Source organism: Alcaligenes faecalis, from assembly GCF_002443155.1.
Taxonomy (GTDB): Bacteria; Pseudomonadota; Gammaproteobacteria; order Burkholderiales; family Burkholderiaceae_B; genus Alcaligenes; species Alcaligenes faecalis.
Genome location: NZ_CP023667.1, coordinates 3,475,202 through 3,495,607, shown reverse-complemented (window position 1 = coordinate 3,495,607; position 20,406 = coordinate 3,475,202). Strand labels below are relative to the sequence as shown.

Sequence of the window (20,406 nt, the reverse complement as noted above, 5' to 3'; positions counted from 1 at the left end):
GGATTTCCCCATGAAGAACCGATGGATTTCTCGCCTGTTGGGTATGGCCTTAACCAGCCTGGCTGTGGCGGCTGGCCCCGCAAAAGCGGACAAGCCTGTGGAGCTGACTTTTTCTGCCTGGATCCCGCAAACACATGTTCTGGTGGCTAACTTCATGAAGCCCTGGGCCAAAGAGGTGGAGCAGGCCACAGAAGGGCGCGTCAAGATTAACTTCCTGACCAAGGCAGCCACTAATCCGGTTGGGCATCTGGATGCGGTGCGCAATGGCATTGTTGATCTGGCCTTTATTTCCTACTCCTATTACCCCGGCAATTTTGATTTGATGAAATTTGCCATGTTGCCGTTCTCGGGCAATAGCGCCGAGTCCACTTCGCTGGCGGCCTGGAACATCTACAGCAAGTACCTGCAAGATGCCAAAGAGCATCGCGGCATCAAATTGCTTGGGCTTTATGGTCATGGCCCGGGCAGTGTCTACACGACCGGCAAACAGGTGCAGACCATTGCAGACTTCGATGGCCTGAAGCTGCGTATTGGTGGTGGCATGCAGGCTGATCTGTCCAAGGCGCTGAACGTGAATGCGGTTGTAAAGCCTGCGTCCGAATCGTACGAATTGCTTAGCACCGGCGTGGTGGATGGGGTACTTTTCCCTCCGGAGTCCGTGGTTTCCTTCCGTCTGGACAGTGTGGTCAAACATGCGACGGTTTTCCCGGGCGGTCTCTATGCGGATCTGCACGGCATCATCATGAATCCGGGTGCGTTTGATCGCTTGTCTGAAAAGGACCGCGAGATCGTGATGAGTCTTTCCGGTGAGCATATTGCTCGCATGGGGGGCAAGGCCTGGGGGGATGCGGATGTCGCCGCCATGAAAACTCTGGAGGCCAACAATGTGCAGTTCCATCCCGCCAGTGAAGAGCTGATTGCCGCCGTCAAAGAGCGCACAGCATCCTTCGAGCAGGCCTGGCTGGATGCCGCCAAGGCCAAGGGTATAGACGGGCCTGCCGTGCTGGCCGAGTTCCGTGCCGACCTGAAGCAGCGGGAAAGTGCCAACTGATCAGTACACGCAGACTGTCTTGAATCTGCTGTGCGCCTCGTGCGCCAGCAGCCCCGGAGCTACAAAGCATGAACTCCATTCTCTCTTTATTAAGAGCGGGTCTTCGACGTCTGACCGAGTTATGCATGGTCTCGCTGGCCTTGCTGACTTTGGCCGATGTATTAGGGCGCTACATTTTCAACGTATCGGTGATGGGGGCGGTAGAACTCACTGAAATACTCATGGTGGGGGTGATCTTTTGCGGCATCGTGTTTGCCACCATGGAGCGCGAACACGTTGTGGTTGATCTGGTGCCCGTCCCCGGTGGGGAGAAGGGGGCGCGGATTGTCCATGTCTCCAGCCACTTGCTGGCCGCTGGGATCAGCGCGTTGTTGGCCATGGTCAGCTGGACACAGGCCGAATCGGCAGCCGAATACCTGGATCAGACCACCTTGCTGGGGTTGCCACTGGCCCCGGTTGTTTATTTCATGAGCATCATGCTGTTCGTCAACACTATCGTGGAGCTGGCGCAGCTTCGTCGAGATCTGAACGCAGACACGGCCCATCTGGAAGAAGAGGCACAGAATGACTGAAGCACTGATTGGCTTTGCCGCCATGCTTGTCTTGATCTTCCTGCGGGTGCCAGTGGCCTTTTCCATGGCACTGGTGGGCTTTATCGGCGTAGGACTCATGCGCAACTGGCCGTCCGCCTATGCCATGACCGGCGCAGTTGTGCGTGAAAGCGGTTTTCAGTATTTGTTGTCCGTACTGCCCTTGTTCATCTTGATGGGCAACTTCATTACTCAGGCCAAGCTGTCCAAAGAACTGTACGCCGCCGCCTATGCATTTCTGGGCCATAGAAAAGGTGGGCTGGCCATGTCTACGGTGGTGGCCTGTGGCGGCTTTGGGGCGGTGTGTGGTTCCAGTCTGGCAACGGCAGCCACCATGTCCAAGGTGGCTTATCCGGAAATGCGCAGACTGGGCTACAGCCGTGCGCTGGCTTCCGGTTCCATCGCTGCTGGTGGCACGCTGGGCATTTTGATTCCGCCCTCTATTGTCATGGTGGTCTATGCCATCCTGACTGAACAAAGCATAGGCAAGATGTTTGCCGCCGGTATTTTGCCGGGTCTGCTGGCTGTGGGTTTTTACCTTTTGGCAGTCAGGTGGACGATCTGGCGCGACCCCAATGCCGGGCCGCCCGGAGAGCGCATGAGCTGGAAAGAGCGCTTGCGTGCGCTGCGCGATGTCTGGGGGGTGCTGGTGCTGTTCGTCATCGTCATGGGCGGGATCTATGGCGGGGTTTTCAGCTCGACGGAAGCCGCCGGGATTGGTGCTTGCGGTGCCTTCCTGTTTGCTCTGCTACGTGGCCGTTTGACCTGGCAGATACTGTCCAACGTGCTGGTCGAGTCGGCTCGTACCACGGGCATGTTGTTCATGGTGCTGATCGGAGCCCTGCTGTTTTCCAGCTTCATCAATTTCACGTCCATGCCCAGCGATCTGCAGGACTGGGTGCAGCAGTTCGACATGAGCCCGATCGTGGTGATCCTGTTGATTTGCGCGATTTACATTGTGCTGGGCAGTGTGCTGGAGAGCATGTCCATGGTCTTGCTCACCGTGCCTATTTTCTACCCACTGGTACAGCACTTGGGCTTTGACCTGATCTGGTTCGGCATCATCGTGGTGGTGGTCACTGAAATCAGTTTCATCACCCCGCCTGTGGGCATGAACGTCATGGTTCTGAAAAGCCTGCTCCCAGACGTGAAGATGAGCACGCTGTATCGGGGTGTGATTCCCTTCGTGGTAGCCGATGTTTTCCGCCTGGCAGTGCTCTTGGCTTTCCCGGTCATTTCGCTGCTCTTGCCCAAATACCTTGGATAAAAACGGATTCACGACATGATTATCGACCAAAGAACCTATACCATCCCCACCGGCCTGCTGCGCGATTTCCTGTCCCTGTATGCGACGGAAGGGCGTGCCGTACAAATCGAGCATCTGGGCGCTTGCCACGGTTACTACACCACGGAAGTGGGTGAGCTGAATCAGGTGGTGCATCTGTGGGCATACGAGGATATGGCCGACCGGGAAGCCCGTCGCAATGCACTGGAAGCGGATCCGCGCTGGTTGGCCTATCGTCGCAAAGCCTCTGCTGCCGGCCATGTCATACGCCAGAGCAATGCACTGCTGAAACAAGTCGATTTCGACGTCTTTACGAGCGAAGCATGACCATGAACCAGAAGATTCTCCAAGCCTGCCCCTTGCCGCCACCGCTGGCGGGCAAGCTGCCTGCCTTGTGCCCGGTTGAGATCCTGAGTGATGCATCTGATCAAACGGCATTCTTGCGTGAGCACGGTGACGAGTTCACAGTGCTGATCACCACAGGAACGCATGGCGCAGACAAGGCGCTGATTGATGCACTGCCCAACTTGAAGGCTATTTGCAGCCTGGGCGTGGGCTACGATGCCATCGACCTGGATGCAGTCCGTGCGCGTGGGGTGATGCTAAGCAATACTCCGGACGTTCTGAACGACTGCGTGGCCGACTTGGCTATAGGCTTGCTGATCGATGCGGTACGCGGCATTTCTGCTTCCGACCGCCATGTTCGACGTGGCGACTGGCCTCGTGTCGGTCCTACCATGCCAAGCACGCGGGTCAGTGGCAAGCGCCTGGGCATGTTGGGTATGGGGCGAGTTGGTCAGGTCATTGCACGGCGCGCGGTTGGTTTCGATATGGATATCCGCTACCACACACGCAGTGCGAATCCCCAGTTGCCTTGGCATCACGAGCCTTCACTGCTGACCTTGGCGCAATGGTGCGATTTTCTTGTTGTGGCGTCTCCAGGCAGCCCGGAAACCTACCATCTGGTGTCTGCCGAGGTCTTGAAAGCCTTGGGCCCCAACGGCTACCTGGTCAACGTCGCCCGTGGCTCCGTAGTGGATGAAAAAGCATTGGTTGCGGCTCTGGAAAATGGTCAATTGGGCGGTGCCGGGCTGGATGTGTTCGAGAACGAACCCGAAGTGCCCGCTGAATTGCTCAGGAATGAGCGAGTCGTGGTGCTGCCCCATGTAGGGAGCGCAACTCGCGAAACCCGAGCGGCCATGTGTGAATTGGTGCTGAGGAATGTCGAGCGCTTCGTCACGGAAGGGGGGCTGGTGACGCCGGTGAACCTGTAAGGGTTGGCGTAGAACAACAGCGGTTTCAAGCTTCAGGTTTGAACCGCTGCTTTCTTATGAGCAATCGATCGTGTGTATCGCCTGATTCTGGCAAAACCTTCCCCTCTGACTGAACAGAGACAGGCGTGTTTTCTTCGCATAGCGCAGCGTTTTCAGTCATATACTTGATGCTTAAACAATTAAATTGAATCGGGTCTTGAACGCCCGGCATCAGGTGGGAGACAGCTGGCATCATGCGGCTCAACATTCAGGATTTTCAGTTAGCGGCTCAAAGCAGTCTGCCACGTTTTGTCTATGACTATGTAGCGGGTGGAGCAGAAGACGAGCTTTGTCTGGCTCGCAATCAGGCCGATTTGCAGGCTCTGACTCTAGCGCCACGCAGTCTGCGTGATACTTCAGCGCTTTCAACCGAGATAGAAGTCTTTGGACGGCGATGGTCAGCGCCTTTTGGCGTTGCTCCTGTTGGCCTGATTGATGTTGTACGTCCTCGTGGAGATCTGCACGCCGCACGTGCCGCAGGCAAGGCGGGCTTGCCATACATCCTGTCTACTGCCTCCAATAGTCCTTTGGAGCAAGTGCGCGAAGCCTGCGCAGGCCCATGCTGGATGCAACTGTATGTGATGCAGGACAGGGGCATGGCCAATTCCATTCTGGATCGCGCCCGCCAGACCGGCTTCGAGGCTCTGGTTTTGACCGTAGATGTGCCTGTAGGCGGCTACAGAGAAAAAGACATACGTCATGGCTTCAAATTGCCCTTCCGCCCTGGTCCGCGTTTGTTGCTGGACATGGCGTCGCAGCCTCGCTGGCTGTGGCGTCAGGCCTTGGCCGGCCAACCCCAGTTCGTCAACCTGATGCCGACAGAGGGGGCCAGCTCCGCCCAGGCGCAGGCGGCACTGCTGGCGCGGAGCATGGATCGCCGTTTGATTTGGGACGATGTCTCCTGGTTGCGTTCAAAATGGGATGGCCCCGTATTGATCAAGGGTGTTCTGCATCCCGAAGATGCACGTCAGGCGCTGCATTATGGCGTCGATGGGCTTATCGTCTCCAACCACGGTGGCCGACAACTGGACTGCGCACCTTCAACAATCAGTGTGCTCCCGCAGATCATGGATATCGTCAAAACGCAGATGCCGGTATTTATCGACAGCGGTTTTCGGCGGGGTTCGGATGTCGCCAAGGCCATCGCTTGTGGAGCGACGGGTGCATTCCTGGGGCGTGCCGTTGCTTATGGTTTAGCGCAAGGCGGCGAGCAGGGAGTGGCGCAGGTGCTGGGACTGGTAGCCCAGGAACTGGAGCGGACGATGGTTCTACTGGGGGCTTCATGCCCGGCAGATTTGGCCCAATGTCTTGTATCCTCTACTGAGTAGCCTGTTAGATAAGCGCTGCAATCAGCAGCGGGAAATTTACCTTGTGGGGGTGTGGCTTGTGAAAGGAGACGCTTTCGCCTGAGTAAAGGCCAAGATCCGGATCGTAGAAAAATAGAACGCCAAGCTTTTTGAAAGCTTGGCGTTCTATTTTATTCGTGGTGCCGGCTAAAGGAGTTGAACCCTCGACCTTCGCATTACAAGTGCGCTGCTCTACCAACTGAGCTAAGCCGGCGAATTGACAATTATAGCCGGGTTTTTTGCAAAGAAGCAATCACCAGAAAAATATCGTTGCGTCCCAAGACGCACACGCTCAGCCAATAGATAGGTTCTGGTTATAAGAGCATGATGAAAATGTCGTTTTAAATGCCTTTTCCCCTACCCATAATCTGATCTATCCAAGCTGTGCTTATATAGATAGCACGCGATTGAACATCAGTGACGGGCTCCGAAGGCCGCGTCCGGGAACTTTGGGGAACACCATGAAATTGAAGTCTGTTGTTGGCTCTGCCTTGTTGTTGGCGTCTTTGCTGGGTGGCACAGCCAGTGCCCAGGTTTCTTTGCTGAACGCCTCGTTTGACGTGGCACGCGAGACCTTTGCGGCGATCAACCCCAAGTTTGTCGAACACTGGAAAGCGACTACAGGCGAAGACATCAAGATTGACCAGTCGTTTGCCGGTACTTCCCGTCAGGCTCAGGACATTATTCAGGGCAAGAAAGTTGATACCGTGACCTTCAACCAGGTCACCGATATTGAGTTCCTGGCCGAGCGCGGTGCAGTTGCCAAGGATTGGGCCTCTAAATTCCCGAACAACAGCTCGCCTTACTACAGCACCATTGCTTTCCTGGTGCGCAAAGGCAATCCCAAGAACATCAAGTCCTGGGATGATCTGGTGCGTGACGACGTGAAGCTGGTGTTCCCGAACCCCAAGACCTCGGGCAATGCTCGCTACACCTACCTGGCTTCCTGGTTGTATGCCAACGAAGCATTCGGCGGTGACGAGGCCAAGATCAAGGAGTTTGTCGGCAAGGTGCTGGGTAATGTAGAGAGCTTCCCTACGGGTGGTCGTGGCGCGACGGTCGCTTTTGCCCAGAACGGTCAGGGCGATGTGTTGCTGACCTTTGAATCTGAAGTGATCAATATCGCTGCCAGCGACGAGTTCAAGGGCAGCGAGCTGGAAGTGGTGGTGCCACCTGTCAGCGTATTGGCCGAGTTCCCTGTCGCCGTGGTGGACCGTGTGGTTGACCAGAAGGGCACCCGCAAGGAAGCAACCGAATACCTGAAGTTCCAGTACACCCCCGAGATTCAGCGCCTGCTGGCTGGCTTCAACTACCGTGTGACGGACCCTGCCGTGGCCAAGGAATTCGAGTCCAAGTATGCGCCGGTCAAGCTGATCAATCCTACCGACGTTCTGGGTTCCTGGACTGACATTCAAAGCCGTCACTTTGCCGCAAACGGCGTGTTGGACCAGTTGCTGGCCAAGTAATTCATGAGTCGTACTCTTGTGGGCGGGGCGCAGGATTCCGGGGCGAAGACTGCGCTAAAGCCCATCTTCTTTCTGCGCCGCCCCGTCATGCCGGGTTTTGGATTGAGCTTTGGCTTTAGCGTCCTGTACCTGTCCATTATTGTGCTGCTGCCTTTGTCGGCCTTGTTCATGTACGTCAGTGACATGAGCCTGGCCGATTATTGGCGTGCGGTGACTGATAAGCGCGTTGTCAGCAGTTATCAGGTCACGATCAGTGCTGCTTTTTACTCCACCGTGATCGCCAGTGTGGTGGGGTTCATCATTGCCTGGATCATTACACGCTTTGAGTTTCCGGGGCGTCGTCTGATTGATGCCTTGGTGGATCTGCCGTTTGCCTTGCCAACTTCGGTGGCGGGTTTGACCCTGGCGACGCTGTTTGTGCCTGGCGGCTGGTTTGGCCAGTTTCTGCCGGAGGGCTGGAAGGTGGCTTATCAGTACCCCGGTATTGTGCTGGCCATGACGTTCACCAGCTTGCCCTTTGTGGTGCGTATTGTGCAGCCCGTGATTGAAGAGCTGGGGGCCGAGTACGAAGAGGTTGCCCACACACTGGGTGCCAATGGCTGGCAGACCTTCAGCAAAGTGGTGTTTCCTCCGTTGATTCCCGCTCTGGTGACCGGGGCTTCCCAAGCCTTTATTCGTAGTTTGGGTGAATTTGGCGCCGTCATCATGATTGCGGGCAATATCCCCTTCAAAACTGAAGTGTCGTCCCTGATGATTTTTGTGCGTCTGCAAGAGTTCAACTATCCGGCCGCGGCTGCGATTGCCTCGGTAATCTTGATCGCCTCCTTGCTGCTGCTGTTCACCTTGCAGCTGGTGCAGAACCGTTTGTTGGGCTGGCAGCGGAGGGCGCCATGAGAAAAACGCCTAAAAGCATGGCTGATCGTCTGATTCTGGCCTTGGGCATTGCCTTGGTGCTGGGTTTGCTGGTGGTCCCCCTGATACTGATTTTCTCCAAAGCTTTGGGCGACGGTTTGCCTGCCTTGTGGAGCAATCTGCAAGAGGATTACATGCTGCATGCCATTGGGCTTACCTTGTTTGTAGCGGTGCTGACGGTACCTCTGAACATGGTCTTTGGCATTCTGCTGGCCTGGTGTCTGACGCATTATGAGTTCCGTGGTCGTCGTCTGCTCAGTACCTTGGTGGATTTGCCTTACGCGGTATCGCCAGTGGTGGCGGGTCTGTGTTATCTGGTGGTCTACGGCGTGGAGTCGTCCCTAGGGCAATGGCTAAGCGCACGCGACATTCAGCTGATGTTTGCCTGGCCAGGGATTCTGATGGTCACGATCTTTGTGACCACGCCCTATGTGGCCCGTATCCTGATTCCTATCATGCAAGCGCAAGGCTCGGACGCGCAGGCAGCGGCTCTTAGTCTGGGAGCTAATGGTTGGCAGATCTTTTGGCACGTCACGTTGCCGGATATTAAATGGGCCCTGCTCTATGGCGTGGTGCTGACCAATGCTCGCGCGATTGGCGAGTTCGGCGCGGTGTCCGTGGTGTCTGGCACCATCATGAATCAGACCTTGACCTTGTCCTTGCTGGTGGATCAGCTGAACAACGATAACAAGGCCGCTGCAGCCTTTACAGCAGCGGCGCTGCTGGCAGTATTTGCCATTGTGTCCGTGATGCTCAAGAGCCTGCTGGAGTGGCGTGTGGCGGCTGGACGGCGCCGCAATCAGGAAGAAGCGGTACAAGGGTAAATGGCGGATTGGGTGTGGGGGCAATATCTCAGTGGCTTTAGAAGACTGACTACTCCCTGAGGAGCCTTTAGCAGTTGATACTGATCTGCCAAAGCCAGCGTTCGGATACTTGTTAACAAGTAGACCAAAAAATAGAGCCCCATGCGGGGCTCTATTTTTGTCTGCGTCGAACGCGCCTTATTTGACGATTTTCAGGTGCGAGACCTTGTCAGCGTCTTTCTTGGCAGCGGGCGTTTCCGGTGCCGCTTCAGGAGCTGCATCTTGCGCCTCGTCTTCAGCGTAAGGCTCGGATTCCACTACTTCAAAACCCATACCAGCACCTGTTTCGCGTGCGTAGATGGCCGACACGGCTGCCACGGGAACGAAAATGTCTTCCGTCACGCCGCCAAAGCGGGCCTGGAATTCAATGTAGTCGTTGCCCAGGATCAGGCCATTGGTGGCCAGATGCCCGATATTCAGGGTGATCTGTCCATCCTGAATATGGCCGCGTGGAACCACGGTGTTGGCGTCTACCGTCACCACGATATGAGGTGTGTAGCCGTGGTCGGAACACCATTCGTGCAGGGCGCGCAGCAGGTAAGGCTTGGTCGAGGTTTCTTGCATAATGGATTAGCGACGCATGACTTTTTCGGAAGGAGTCAGTGCTTCAATGTAAGCAGGACGCGAGAACACGCGCTCGGCGTACTTTTGCACAGGAGCGGCGCTCTTGGGCAGTTCGATACCGTAGTGGTCCAGGCGCCAGAGCAGGGGAGCGATCGCCACGTCCAGCATGGAGAACTCTTCGCCCAGCATGTACTTGTTCTTGAGCAGGATCGGAGCCAGCTGCGACAAGTGGTTGCGGATTTGCTGACGGGCCAGGTCCTGTGCCTTGGCATCCGCATTGCGGCGGTCTTCCAGGGCGGCCACGTGCACAAACAGTTCCTTTTCGAAGTTGTACAGGAACAGGCGTGTGCGAGCGCGCATCGTGGGGTCCGCAGGCATCAGCTGAGGATGCGGGAAACGCTCATCAATGTACTCATTGATGATGTTCGATTCGTACAAGATCAGGTCACGTTCTACCAGGATTGGCACCTGTCCGTAGGGGTTCATGACGGCGATATCTTCAGGCTTGTTGTACAAGTCGATGTCGCGGATCTCGAAATCCATGCCTTTTTCAAACAACACGAAACGGCAGCGCTGTGAGAATGGGCAAGTTGTTCCAGAGTAGAGCACCATCATGGTAGGAGATTCCAGTCGTAGAAATAAAAACAAGAGCCTCACGGCTCAGAATTTAAAACCCTGCAAGGGGTTTTAACAATAAAAAGCCGGGCAGGCTAGTTAGGCCTGCCCGTCTAGCATAGCGTTTTACTTGATGTCTTTCCAGAAAACGCTGTTCAGTCGCCATGCAACGGCAAAGAACAAGAGCAGGAACAGGATCACGCCTACACCGATCTTCTTGCGCTCCAGCTGCACAGGCTCTGCCATCCAGTCCATGAAGTTGGCCAGGTCGGCCACGTCGCTGTCGTACTTGGCAGCAGCCTTGGCGTTAACAGGCTCAAGCTTGACGGTGTCAGTAGCATGGCCGGTGTAATCGGCCAATACTTCTTTCTTGACGTCGGAGAAGCCGGCTGGATCGTAGGTGGCCACAGTCTTGACCCATTCCTTGCTGCCATCGTCCTTGGCTTCCTGGGCCACGGTCGTGCGGTGCAAGGTCACGCCACCTTGGCGCTCCCACATGGCGTGAGGCATACCCACGCTTGGGAAAACCAGGTTATCCCAGCCTGTAGGACGGGATGCGTCACGGTAGAACGTGCGCAGGTAGGTGTAGATGTAGTCTGCGCCGCTAGGACCCAGGTTGGTGGACTTGGCACGCGCAATCACGGACAGGTCCGGAGGAGCGGCACCAAACCACTTCTTGCCCATTTCCGGGGTCATGGCGATCTTCATCAGATCACCCACCTTGTCCGAGGAGAACAGCAAGTTTTTCTTGATGTCTTCTTCGGTCAGGCCGATGTCTGTCAGCTTGTTGTAGCGCATGGAGTTGGCGCTATGACAGTTCAGACAGTAGTTCACAAACAGTTTTGCGCCATTTTGCAAAGCCGCCATGTCATTCATGCGGTCGGGCGCGCGCTCCAGGGCATAGCCACCTTCGGCGGCCACAGCCACCGTGCAGGTAAGGGACAAGGCCAGAGCGCCAAGCAGTTTCTTAATCATGGTCATTCCGTTTCGTGTTGGGGGCCTAGTGAGGGCGGAAAGTCACGCGATCAGGTTCGGGTTTGAACGTACCCATGCGGCTCCATACTGGCATCAGCAGGAAGAAGGCCAGGTAGATCACCGTACCGATCTGGCTCAGCAGGTTGAACAAGTCGTTCGGGGCCTGCGTGCCCAGGTAACCCAAGATCAGGAAGTTGATGATGAAAATCGCGTACAGCACTTTGTGCCAGGTAGGACGGTAGCGAATCGACTTCACAGGCGATTTATCCAGCCAAGGCAGGAAGAACAGGATCACGACCGTACCACCCATGGCCACCACGCCCCAGAACTTGGCGTCGATAACACGCAGCAGCACAGCGACAGCGATCAGGACAGCGGGTACGACCAGGCGCCAGATACCGGGCAGCTTGCCTTTGACGAACAGCACCAGAGCACCCAGCACGGAAGCACCGGCCAGAACCCAGGTAAAGTCGGCAGTCGTGGCACGCAGCATGGAGTAGAAAGGCGTGAAGTACCAGACAGGAGCAATGTGCGGAGGAGTCTTCAGTGCATCGGCAGGGCTGAAGTTGTTGAACTCCAGGAAGTAGCCGCCCATTTCAGGGGCAAAGAACACAATCGCGGCAAACACAATCAGGAAGCCAGCCACACCCAGAATGTCGTGCACCGAGTAGTAGGGGTGAAAGGGGATGCCATCCAAAGGACGACCTTGAGCGTCTTTGGGGCCTTGCTTGATTTCGATACCGTCGGGGTTGTTGGAACCCACTTCGTGCAGAGCGATCAGGTGAGCCACAACCAGACCCAGCAGGACCAGAGGCACAGCAATCACGTGCAGAGCAAAGAAGCGGTTCAAGGTGGCGTCGGACACCACGTAGTCACCACGGATGAAAATAGCCAGGTCAGGACCAATGAAAGGAATGGCCGAGAACAGGTTAACAATCACCTGGGCGCCCCAGTAGGACATCTGGCCCCATGGCAGCAGGTAGCCCATGAAGGCTTCAGCCATCAGACAGAGGAAAATGGCAACGCCAAAGATCCAGACCAGTTCACGTGGCTTGCGGTAAGAACCGTAGAACAAGCCGCGCAGCATGTGCAGGTACACCACCACGAAGAACATGGAAGCGCCTGTGGAGTGCATGTAGCGGATGATCCAGCCACCGGGCACTTCACGCATGATGTATTCAACCGACTCAAAGGCCAGCTTGGCATCAGGCTTGTAGTTCATGACCAGGAAAATACCCGTCACGATCTGGATAACCAGCACTAGCAGTGCCAGGGAGCCAAAGAAATACCAGAAGTTGAAGTTCTTCGGCGCGTAATATTCTGACATGTGCTCTTTGTACATGGATGTCAGGGGGAAGCGCCTGTCAATCCATCCCAAGAGTCCTGTCGTTTCGACGGTTTTCTCGCCAGCCATGAAACGGCTCCTTTATCTTTTTAAATAGTACGTATTGGGTTACAGCCGCCTTAGGCCTTGTTGTTTTCGTCTACGCCGATGGTAACCATCGTGCCGTCAGCCGAGAACTCGTAGGGCGGGATTTCCAGATTGTCTGGAGCAGGCTTGTTGCTGTAGACGCGGCCGGCCAGGTCGAACGTGGAGCCGTGGCAGGGGCACAGAAAGCCGCCTTCCCAACCACCGGGCAGACCAGCGCCAGCGCCAGCAGCCAGATGCGGGGTCGGGGAGCAACCCAGGTGGGTGCAGATACCGATACAGATAAAGATTTCAGGGCGACGCGAACGGTATTCGTTCTTGGCGTACGCAGGGGTGTAACCGGGGCGATCCGAGTCAGGGTCGGCCAGCTGGCTGTCCAGCTTGGGCAGTGCGTCCAGCTGCTCTTTGGTGCGGTGCAGAATCCAGACGGGTTTCCCGCGCCATTCCACGGTGCGCATCTGACCGGGGGCGATACCAGAGATATCAACCTCTACGGGAGCGCCGGCCGCTTTTGCTTTCTCGGAAGGAGCAAAGGAGCTGACAAAGGGAACAGCTGTCGCCACACCAGCGACACCACCTAATGCACAGGCGGTGGCGACCCAGGTGCGGCGCGAAGGATCGGGCGGAAGATTGAAATCAACCGCGCCTATGGCATCGGGCTGTGTCGTATTCTGACTCATTCTAGTATCCTTATTCCTGCCCGACTCGGGCAATACCACAATTTACGGATTTGGGCCTGGGTATATTATTCAACCGCACATTATACGCGTTACCCAGCGCAGCATAACTTGATCAAAGGTGAACATATGAACAAGGCTCGAGGTTTCCTGAACGAATTCCGGGAGTTCGCAGTTAAGGGCAACATGATGGACCTTGCGGTCGGTGTCATTATTGGCGCTGCTTTCGGCAAGATTATCGACTCGCTGGTAAAAGACATCGTCATGCCCGTCATCAGTTTCATCCTTGGCGGCGAAGTGGATTTTACCAACCAGTTCACGGTCTTGCGTACACCTGAGGGCTTTACTGGCCCAGAAACCCTGGAAGCTCTGAATGCGGCCGGTGCTGTTGTTTTGTCGTGGGGTAACTTCCTGACCATCTTGATCAACTTCATCTTGCTGGCCTTCGTGGTGTTTTGCATGGTCAAGATGATTAACCGTATGCGTGCCACTGTGGCCAAGGCCGAGGCCGCGGAAGCCGTACCCGAACCAACCCCTGAAGACGTGCTGTTGCTGCGTGAGATCAGAGATTCGCTGAAAAAATAAAAGCCCAAACCAATCAAAGCTTTAAGGTGCCTTTCGGCACCTTTTTGTTTATGTAAACCCACCGGCAGGGTCAAGTTTGTCCGCGCCGGATGCCTGATTTTAGCCTTTCATGGCCTGGGCTTGTCTAGCCTGTGGCGCTTTAAAGCTTGTTCAAGGTCATATGTGCGGGTTTTTGATGAAATCAGATCGGGTTGTCCAGGTCGATGAACTCGACTTCGATACCAAACTGGCGCGCAATTTCTTCGCCCAGGGCCTTGGCACCATAGCGCTCGGTGGCGTGGTGACCGGCAGCCATGAAGGCAATATTGTTTTCCTGCGCGCTATGGAAGGTCTGCTCCGAGGCTTCCCCACTGATGTAAAGATCAGCCTGTGCCGCAACGGCACTATCAATAAAGCCCTGAGCCCCTCCTGTGCACCAGGCTATTCGGCGGATTTTCCGTTGTAAATCGCCAACAATCAGTGGTTTGCGTTGTAAGTTATTGCAAACTGTCAGGCCGAATGTTTCCAGTGAAACGGGGGCTGGTAGTTCGCCCAGCCAGACCAGGCCGTCCGGACCACAGGTTTGTGCCAAGCCGTTTGCGTCGCGAAGTACCTCGATGCCCAATTGCCGGGCCAATTGCGCGTTGTTGCCAAACTCGGGGTGCGCATCCAGCGGCAGGTGGTAGCCCAAGAGGTTAAGCTGATGCGACAGGACGCGTTCGATACGAGTTTTTCGGGTGCCAACAATGCATGGGTTCTCGTTTTTCCAGAACCAGCCGTGGTGTACCAAAATTGCGTCCGCCTGGCGGGCAATAGCCGCATCAATCAATGCCAGCGAGGCCGTCACACCGGTGACGAGTTTGCCAATGTATGGCTTGCCTTCGACCTGGAGCCCATTGGGACAGTAGTCCTTGAAACGGGCGATATCCAAGGTGCTATTGAGCCAGCTGGCCAGTTCGGCCGTTGAAACCTGAGTCATGGAAATCCTTATCTGAAAGAGTGCTATGAGTCGATTGTGGCTAGTGTTTGCTCAAGCGGTGACGATCTGTTTGGCAGGTTTTTTTATTGTGGTGACGTTGCGACCGCAGTGGATAGGGACACCTGAAGCGCCCGCCCGCTCTACCAATACGGTGGTCCTGCCTGCGCCCGTGCCTTCCACTATCCTGACGCCCGTCGTGCAAGAGGGGCCTGTCTCTTATGCCTTGGCCGTCACCCGTGCCGCGCCTGCTGTCGTTAATGTGTACACCAGCAAGCATTTGGAAGGCAATTCTCCCCTGTTGGAAGATCCCGATCTGCAGCGTCTGTTTCGCGAGCTGCCAGACCTGATGGGCCGCCGCTCCACGATCAACCTGGGTTCGGGCGTGATCGTACACGACCAGGGCTATATCCTGACCAATTACCACGTGATTGAAGCGGCTGATGCTATCGAGGTGGCCTTGGCGGACGGGCGTCAGGCCAAGGCGCGCTTGATTGGCTCGGACCCGGAAAGCGATCTGGCGGTGTTGAAGGTCGACCTGCCCAAGCTGGCCGTCATTCAGACTCAGGCGCAAGGCCAATTGCAGGTGGGTGATGTCGTCCTGGCGATCGGCAATCCGTTCGGGGTGGGGCAGACCACGACCATGGGCATTGTGTCCGGTTTGGGACGTAATCGCCTGGGTATCAATATTTACGAGAACTTTATCCAGACGGATGCCGCCATTAATCCGGGTAACTCTGGTGGTGCCCTGGTGGACGCCGTAGGGCGTCTGGTGGGCATCAATACGGCTATCTACTCCGAGACTGGCGGCTCTTTAGGGATTGGCTTTGCGATTCCTGCCTCTACCGCCTTGGCCATCATGGACGAGATTATCCGCAATGGGGAAGTGACGCGGGGCTGGCTGGGCCTGGAACCGCAAGACATCACTCCGGACCTGATCAAATCCTTCAAGCTAAAGAGTGATGCCGGCGTAATCATTGCCAGTGTGCAGCGCCATGGTCCGGCGGCCGAGGCGCATCTGCAGGTGGGGGATATTGTGCTGCGTTTGAATGGTCAGCAAGTGGCCGATTCAATTGGTCTGCTCAATCAGATTGGCCCCGTGCAACCCGGCCAGACCGTCACGCTGGGGGTACTGCGTGATGGCAAGGAACTGGATGTTCCCGTTAAGGTCGGTATGCGGCCTCAGGTGCGCAAGTAAGGGGCAAGCCCTCCTTCGGACCTGCAGGGAGTTTTTGAAGCGGCTAGGGCGGTGTTCATGACTGCCCTGGCAGTGCACGGTGGTACGGATGTGCTGGTAACTTGAGCGGTTTGCATTTGGCTACGCTGGCTTGCAGATCGTAGTGGCGCAAAGGGCTTGGCAAGGTACCAAAAAAATGGCTCTCTGGCTGCTCCGTTCGGAGCAAGGCAAGAGAGTCATTTTCGGGTCTGAGCGACCTGCGGCGGATGTGCCGTCTGTGCTTTTTACAAGTCCAGTTCGCGCCCTTCGCTGCTTTCCGCTTCTCGCTTCTTGAGCATGCTGGCGGCCAGAATGCCCAGTTCGTACAAGATGCATAGCGGAGCGGCCAACAGAATCTGGCTGACCACATCGGGCGGTGTCACGATGGCGGCAATGACGAAAGCGCCGACAATGACATACCCACGAATCTCGCGCAGCTTTGCAACGGTTACAACCCCGGTTTTCACCAGCAAGATGACGGCGATGGGCACTTCAAAGGTGATGCCAAAGGCCAGGAACATCGTCATGACAAAGCCAAGATAGGCTTCGATGTCTGGTGCGGGCGTAATCGATTGCGGAGCAAAAGACGCGATGAAATGAAAGACCGTGCGAAACACCACGAAATAACAAAAGGCCATCCCGGCAATGAACAGCAAGGTGCTGGTCATGATCAGGGGCAGGGCCAGTTTTTTCTCGTGGTTATACAGGCCGGGGGCAATAAAGGCCCAGGCCTGATACAGCACGACGGGCAAGGCCAGCACAAAGGCTGCCATTAGCGTCACTTTGACCGGCACCATGAACGGGGTAATCACCCCGGTGGCGATCATGCGTGTGCCCTCGGGCAGCGAACTCATCATGGGCTGGGCCAGCACATCATAAATGGCCGAAGCGCCCGGGTACGTAAACAGCACGATAAAAATCCCGACCACGGCAATGACCGCGCGCAGCAGGCGTGTGCGCAGCTCGACCAGGTGGGAGATGAAGGTATCTTCTTGAGGCGCGTCGGTGCTCATGCCGTGGGTCCTTTAGCGGGGTGGGCGGGAGCATCCGTAGGACGGGGAGCGTCGTCACTGGCCGGCGCGCTGGGCGCTGGCGGGGCGGCTGCATCCGTGCTCGGCTGGCTGGCAGCCGGTTCTGTAGTAGCGGCGTCGGGCGTTGCAGTGGCGCTATCGGGTTTGTCCGAGAAGGCCTTGCGCGCGGACTCCGACGCATTTTGCAGGGTGTCGCGAGCTTCAGTCAGAGGCTGGCTTATGCTTTTGCCCGTGTCTTCGACCGAACTGCGTACCGAGCGCGCAGCGTCCTCCATCTGGTCTTTGAGCTTGTTCACCTCATCCAGATTGATTTCGCGTTGGATATCGGTCTTGACCTCGTTGACGTAGCGCTGCGCGCGGCCAAGCAGGTGGCCGACAGTGCGCGCTACTTTAGGCAGACGTTCGGGACCGATGACGATCAGGGCGACTACTCCAATCAGGAGCAGTTCGCTAAAGCTGACATCAAACATTCAGACTCACACAAGAAGGGGATCAGGCGCGATCGGATTTTTCCTTGGCCTGCACGTCGATCGTTTGGGGATCGGCAGCGCGCTGGCTGACGCTTTCGGGTGTTTTTTCTTCTTCACCCACGTCTTTCATGCCTTCTTTAAAACCTTTGACTGCACCGCCCAGATCCGAGCCGATGTTACGCAGTTTCTTGGTGCCGAAAACCAGGGCAACGATGACCAGAACGATCAGCCAGTGCCAAATGCTAAAGCTACCCATAATGTATCTCCCTTAAGCAGCCATGGCTGCGCGTTGTTGCCATGGGCGCTCACCGCCCAAGATGTGCATGTGTAAATGGTTGATTTCCTGCCCGCCATCCAAACCGTTGTTGATGACAATGCGGAAACCGCCTTCTGGGCCGGGGCGACAACCAGCCTTTGCGGCCAGGGAAGGTGCCAAAGCCATCATTTTACCCAACCATTCGCTATCCTGGCCTGATACGTCCTGCATGGACACGACGTGTTTCTTGGGGATTACCAGGATATGGATAGGTGCAGCTGGGTTGATGTCGTGAAATGCCAGAAAGTCCTCGTCCTCGTACACTTTCTTGGACGGGATCTGATCGGCAGCAATTTTACAAAACAGACAGTTCTCGCTCATAACAACCTCGGTAGCGAGGCACTTGCTGGGCAAGTGCCAAAAATCTAGGTATCAGGACAGTGTAGCGCGTCTAAATGACAGAATTACACCTGATCCTTAGGGCGCGAAGCTTTTTCTTCCAGGCCTGATGTACCTTCGCGGCGCAGCAGTTCTGTCAGGACATCGCGGGGCTCCAGACCGTAGTAAGTGAGTGCCACCAGGCTATGAAACCACAGGTCTGCCGTTTCGTAGACGATGCGCTCGCGTTCTTCATCCTTGGCAGCCATGACCAGCTCGGTTGCTTCTTCCCCGATTTTCTTCAGGAATGCATCCGGTCCCTTGGCCAGCAGCTTGGCGGCGTAGGAGGAAGATGGGTCCCCGCCTTGTGCCGGCAAACGGGACTTCAAGGTACGGCCAAGATGATCGAGGATGGTCTCGACAGTAGGTTGTTCGCTCATCGGTAAATATGCTCCGGGTCTTTCAGGACGGGGTCAACCGCCACCCATTGTGCTTGATCGCTCTGGCCTTGCAGCTGGCGATAAAAGCAGCTTTCGCGACCCGTATGACAGGCAATCTGACCAATCTGTTCCACGCTGAGCAAAATAACATCGCCGTCGCAGTCCAGGCGCAAGTCGCTGACGTGCTGCACATGGCCGGATTCCTCGCCCTTGCGCCATAGGCGCTGGCGGGAACGCGACCAGTACACGGCACGGCCGGTGCTGACGGTTTCTTGCAGGGACTCCTGGTTCATCCAGGCGACCATCAAGATCTTGCCCGTGGCCTGGTCCTGCGCAATCGCCGGGATCAGACCTTGTTCATCAAAGCGGATTTCAGCCAGCCATGCCGGTAAGTCTGCCATTAGCGTCGCACCTGAATACCTTGCGCAGCCATGAAATCCTTGGCTTCGGCAATAGTGTGTTGACCGTAGTGGAAGATGCTGGCGGCCAGTACGGCGCTGGCGCCGCCCTTGATCACGCCGTCGGCCAGGTCTTGCAGGCCGCCCACACCGCCCGAGGCGATAACGGGAACGGAGACCGCCTCGGATACGGCGCGGGTCAGTTCCAGATCAAAGCCGGATTTGGTGCCGTCGCGGTCCATGCTGGTCAGCAGCAGTTCGCCTGCGCCGTATTCGGCCATGCGGGCTGCCCATTCCACCACGTCCAGGCCGGTTCCACGACGACCGCCGTGGGTAAAGACTTCCCAGCGCGGTGCTTCGTTTTCAGCACTGACGCGGCGAGCGTCAATGGCCACGACCATGCATTGCTTGCCATGGTGATCGCTGGCGGCACGCACCAGATCCGGGTTGCTGATGGCGGCGCTGTTAATGGAAACCTTGTCCGCACCAGCATTGAGCAGGCGCTGGATATCGGCCACTTCGCGCACACCGCCGCCCACTGTCAGGGGGATGAAGATCTGGCTGGCCACCTGTTCGATGATGGGCAGGATCAGATCACGGTTGTCCGAGGTGGCCGTAATGTCCAGAAAGGTCAGCTCGTCGGCGCCCTGGTCGTTGTACTTGCGGGCGATCTCGACCGGGTCACCGGCATCGACCAGATCCACAAAGTTGATCCCTTTGACCACGCGGCCAGCGGTCACGTCCAGACAAGGGATGATGCGGCAGGCTAATTCGTTGGCGACGTCCTGGCTCATGCCTGGTACTCGTCAGCGAAGGTTTGCGCCTCGGCAAAATTCAGGGTGCCTTCGTAAATGCTGCGACCCAAAATGACACCCTCAACGCCTTCGTGCTCAACCTCGCACAGGTCTTCGATGTCTTTCAGGTTGGTAACACCGCCCGAGGCGATGACAGGAATCTTCACGTGCTGGGACAGCTTGACGGTGGCTTCGATGTTCACGCCAGTGAGCATGCCGTCGCGGCCAATATCAGTGTAGATAATGGACTCGCAGCCGTAGTCTTCGAATTTCTTGGCCAGATCCAGTACGTCATGGCGGGTCAGCTTGCTCCAGCCGTCGGTGGCGATTTTGCCATCACGGGCGTCCAGGCCAACAATGATGTTGCCAGGAAAGGCGCTGCAGGCGTCTTGCAGGAAACCAGGGCTCTTGACGGCGGCGGTGCCAATAATGACATAGCTCATGCCAGCGTCCAGGTAGCGCTCGATGGTGTCCAGATCGCGAATACCACCGCCGATCTGCACGGGAATCTCACCGTCGATGGCAGCAATAATGGATTTGATGGCTTCGCTGTTCTTGGGCTTGCCGGCAAAAGCGCCGTTCAGGTCCACCAGATGCAGGCGCCGGGCCCCTTGTTCCAGCCATTGTGTTGCTATTTTGGCCGGATCATCCGAGAAAATAGTGGCATCGTCCAGGTCACCCTGGCGAAGGCGCACACAACGCCCGTCTTTAAGGTCGATGGCGGGAATCAAAAGCATGGTCTTTAGCCGTAAAAAACGTAAGAAATACTGGGTCGGAAAAAGTCAGAACAACGCCGG

25 protein-coding genes and 1 tRNA gene are annotated in these 20,406 nt (G+C 56.4%); 11 read left to right on the top strand and 15 right to left on the bottom strand.

Features of this window, described 5'->3' with window-relative positions; genetic code table 11:
- Positions 1 to 10: 10 nt before the first annotated feature.
- The 6 genes from CPY64_RS16270 (at position 11) to CPY64_RS16245 (ending at position 5,567) form a co-directional block, all read left to right on the top strand.
- Complete coding sequence (locus CPY64_RS16270) at positions 11 to 1,051, top strand: TRAP transporter substrate-binding protein (protein WP_042485673.1); 1,041 nt, start codon at positions 11 to 13, stop codon at positions 1,049 to 1,051.
- Between the two features lie 68 nt (positions 1,052 to 1,119).
- On the top strand, positions 1,120 to 1,623 hold the full coding sequence (locus CPY64_RS16265) for a TRAP transporter small permease (RefSeq protein ID WP_226791397.1): 504 nt from the start codon (positions 1,120 to 1,122) through the stop codon (positions 1,621 to 1,623).
- Positions 1,616 to 2,908 carry a TRAP transporter large permease gene (locus CPY64_RS16260; protein ID WP_042485678.1) on the top strand — a complete coding sequence of 431 codons (1,293 nt, stop codon included), beginning with the start codon at positions 1,616 to 1,618 and terminating at the stop codon, positions 2,906 to 2,908. Before CPY64_RS16265 ends, CPY64_RS16260 begins: the two co-directional genes overlap by 8 nt.
- Positions 2,909 to 2,923: 15 nt before the next feature.
- On the top strand, positions 2,924 to 3,253 hold the full coding sequence (locus CPY64_RS16255; RefSeq protein WP_042485681.1) for an NIPSNAP family protein: 330 nt from the start codon (positions 2,924 to 2,926) through the stop codon (positions 3,251 to 3,253).
- Complete coding sequence (locus CPY64_RS16250) at positions 3,250 to 4,200, top strand: 2-hydroxyacid dehydrogenase (RefSeq protein ID WP_096917403.1); 951 nt, start codon at positions 3,250 to 3,252, stop codon at positions 4,198 to 4,200. Before CPY64_RS16255 ends, CPY64_RS16250 begins: the two co-directional genes overlap by 4 nt.
- Before the next feature lie 233 nt (positions 4,201 to 4,433).
- Positions 4,434 to 5,567, top strand: coding sequence for an alpha-hydroxy acid oxidase (locus tag CPY64_RS16245; protein ID WP_042485684.1), 1,134 nt, complete (start codon positions 4,434 to 4,436; stop codon positions 5,565 to 5,567).
- 156 nt (positions 5,568 to 5,723) lie between these two features.
- Here the strand turns inward: CPY64_RS16245 and CPY64_RS16240 are convergent.
- Positions 5,724 to 5,799, bottom strand: a tRNA-Thr gene (locus CPY64_RS16240).
- A 247-nt stretch (positions 5,800 to 6,046) separates the two neighbouring features.
- Between CPY64_RS16240 and cysP the strand changes: the two genes are divergently transcribed.
- The 3 genes from cysP to cysW are packed head-to-tail and all read left to right on the top strand — an operon-like array spanning position 6,047 to position 8,787.
- Positions 6,047 to 7,051 carry a thiosulfate ABC transporter substrate-binding protein CysP gene (gene cysP / locus CPY64_RS16235; protein ID WP_042485687.1) on the top strand — a complete coding sequence of 335 codons (1,005 nt, stop codon included), beginning with the start codon at positions 6,047 to 6,049 and terminating at the stop codon, positions 7,049 to 7,051.
- Between the two features lie 3 nt (positions 7,052 to 7,054).
- A complete protein-coding gene (gene cysT / locus CPY64_RS16230) occupies positions 7,055 to 7,945 on the top strand; it encodes a sulfate ABC transporter permease subunit CysT (protein WP_042485689.1) in 891 nt (296 codons plus the stop codon).
- Positions 7,942 to 8,787 carry a sulfate ABC transporter permease subunit CysW gene (gene cysW, locus CPY64_RS16225; RefSeq protein WP_042485692.1) on the top strand — a complete coding sequence of 282 codons (846 nt, stop codon included), beginning with the start codon at positions 7,942 to 7,944 and terminating at the stop codon, positions 8,785 to 8,787. Before cysT ends, cysW begins: the two co-directional genes overlap by 4 nt.
- 177 nt (positions 8,788 to 8,964) lie before the next feature.
- Here the strand turns inward: cysW and CPY64_RS16220 are convergent, their stop codons facing one another.
- The 5 genes from CPY64_RS16220 to petA form a co-directional block, all read right to left on the bottom strand.
- Complete coding sequence (locus CPY64_RS16220; RefSeq protein WP_042485696.1) at positions 8,965 to 9,390, bottom strand: ClpXP protease specificity-enhancing factor; 426 nt, start codon at positions 9,388 to 9,390, stop codon at positions 8,965 to 8,967.
- Between the two features lie 6 nt (positions 9,391 to 9,396).
- Positions 9,397 to 10,005 carry a glutathione S-transferase N-terminal domain-containing protein gene (locus CPY64_RS16215; RefSeq protein ID WP_042485699.1) on the bottom strand — a complete coding sequence of 203 codons (609 nt, stop codon included), beginning with the start codon at positions 10,003 to 10,005 and terminating at the stop codon, positions 9,397 to 9,399.
- Positions 10,006 to 10,131: 126 nt separating this feature from the next.
- Positions 10,132 to 10,986: a cytochrome c1 gene (locus tag CPY64_RS16210; RefSeq protein WP_080723769.1), complete on the bottom strand. Its 855-nt coding sequence runs from the start codon at positions 10,984 to 10,986 to the stop codon at positions 10,132 to 10,134.
- A gap of 19 nt (positions 10,987 to 11,005) precedes the next feature.
- Positions 11,006 to 12,394, bottom strand: coding sequence for a cytochrome b (locus CPY64_RS16205; protein ID WP_042485705.1), 1,389 nt, complete (start codon positions 12,392 to 12,394; stop codon positions 11,006 to 11,008).
- A 50-nt stretch (positions 12,395 to 12,444) separates the two neighbouring features.
- Positions 12,445 to 13,089 carry a ubiquinol-cytochrome c reductase iron-sulfur subunit gene (gene petA / locus CPY64_RS16200; RefSeq protein WP_035269839.1) on the bottom strand — a complete coding sequence of 215 codons (645 nt, stop codon included), beginning with the start codon at positions 13,087 to 13,089 and terminating at the stop codon, positions 12,445 to 12,447.
- A gap of 126 nt (positions 13,090 to 13,215) precedes the next feature.
- Here petA and mscL point away from each other — a divergent pair, with 126 nt between their 5' ends.
- Positions 13,216 to 13,671, top strand: a complete 456-nt coding sequence (mscL, locus tag CPY64_RS16195; protein ID WP_042485708.1) for a large conductance mechanosensitive channel protein MscL — start codon at positions 13,216 to 13,218, stop codon at positions 13,669 to 13,671.
- Between the two features lie 181 nt (positions 13,672 to 13,852).
- Here the strand turns inward: mscL and CPY64_RS16190 are convergent, their stop codons facing one another.
- Complete coding sequence (locus CPY64_RS16190) at positions 13,853 to 14,629, bottom strand: Nif3-like dinuclear metal center hexameric protein (RefSeq protein WP_042485711.1); 777 nt, start codon at positions 14,627 to 14,629, stop codon at positions 13,853 to 13,855.
- Positions 14,630 to 14,654: 25 nt separating this feature from the next.
- Between CPY64_RS16190 and CPY64_RS16185 the strand changes: the two genes are divergently transcribed.
- Positions 14,655 to 15,824 (top strand): S1C family serine protease, encoded by a 1,170-nt coding sequence (locus tag CPY64_RS16185; RefSeq protein WP_042485714.1) that lies wholly within the window; start codon positions 14,655 to 14,657, stop codon positions 15,822 to 15,824.
- Between the two features lie 263 nt (positions 15,825 to 16,087).
- Here CPY64_RS16185 and tatC read toward each other — a convergent pair whose 3' ends face one another.
- From tatC to hisA, 8 genes are all read right to left on the bottom strand, one after another.
- Positions 16,088 to 16,855 carry a twin-arginine translocase subunit TatC gene (tatC, locus tag CPY64_RS16180; protein ID WP_042485717.1) on the bottom strand — a complete coding sequence of 256 codons (768 nt, stop codon included), beginning with the start codon at positions 16,853 to 16,855 and terminating at the stop codon, positions 16,088 to 16,090.
- A complete protein-coding gene (tatB, locus tag CPY64_RS16175) occupies positions 16,852 to 17,343 on the bottom strand; it encodes a Sec-independent protein translocase protein TatB (protein WP_042485721.1) in 492 nt (163 codons plus the stop codon). The genes tatC and tatB overlap by 4 nt, the downstream gene beginning before the upstream one ends.
- Before the next feature lie 22 nt (positions 17,344 to 17,365).
- Positions 17,366 to 17,599 carry a Sec-independent protein translocase subunit TatA gene (gene tatA / locus CPY64_RS16170; RefSeq protein ID WP_003805401.1) on the bottom strand — a complete coding sequence of 78 codons (234 nt, stop codon included), beginning with the start codon at positions 17,597 to 17,599 and terminating at the stop codon, positions 17,366 to 17,368.
- Between the two features lie 12 nt (positions 17,600 to 17,611).
- The gene (locus CPY64_RS16165; RefSeq protein WP_026483636.1) at positions 17,612 to 17,980 is read right to left on the bottom strand and encodes a histidine triad nucleotide-binding protein; all 369 of its coding nucleotides are present in this window, start codon (positions 17,978 to 17,980) and stop codon (positions 17,612 to 17,614) included.
- An 83-nt stretch (positions 17,981 to 18,063) separates the two neighbouring features.
- Positions 18,064 to 18,417, bottom strand: coding sequence for a phosphoribosyl-ATP diphosphatase (locus CPY64_RS16160; protein ID WP_021447244.1), 354 nt, complete (start codon positions 18,415 to 18,417; stop codon positions 18,064 to 18,066).
- A complete protein-coding gene (gene hisI, locus CPY64_RS16155; protein ID WP_042485724.1) occupies positions 18,414 to 18,818 on the bottom strand; it encodes a phosphoribosyl-AMP cyclohydrolase in 405 nt (134 codons plus the stop codon). Before hisI ends, CPY64_RS16160 begins: the two co-directional genes overlap by 4 nt.
- Positions 18,818 to 19,609, bottom strand: a complete 792-nt coding sequence (gene hisF, locus CPY64_RS16150) for an imidazole glycerol phosphate synthase subunit HisF (RefSeq protein ID WP_042485727.1) — start codon at positions 19,607 to 19,609, stop codon at positions 18,818 to 18,820. Before hisF ends, hisI begins: the two co-directional genes overlap by 1 nt.
- Positions 19,606 to 20,346, bottom strand: coding sequence for a 1-(5-phosphoribosyl)-5-[(5-phosphoribosylamino)methylideneamino]imidazole-4-carboxamide isomerase (gene hisA / locus CPY64_RS16145; protein ID WP_042485730.1), 741 nt, complete (start codon positions 20,344 to 20,346; stop codon positions 19,606 to 19,608). The genes hisF and hisA overlap by 4 nt, the downstream gene beginning before the upstream one ends.
- Between the last annotated feature and the right edge of the window lie 60 nt (positions 20,347 to 20,406).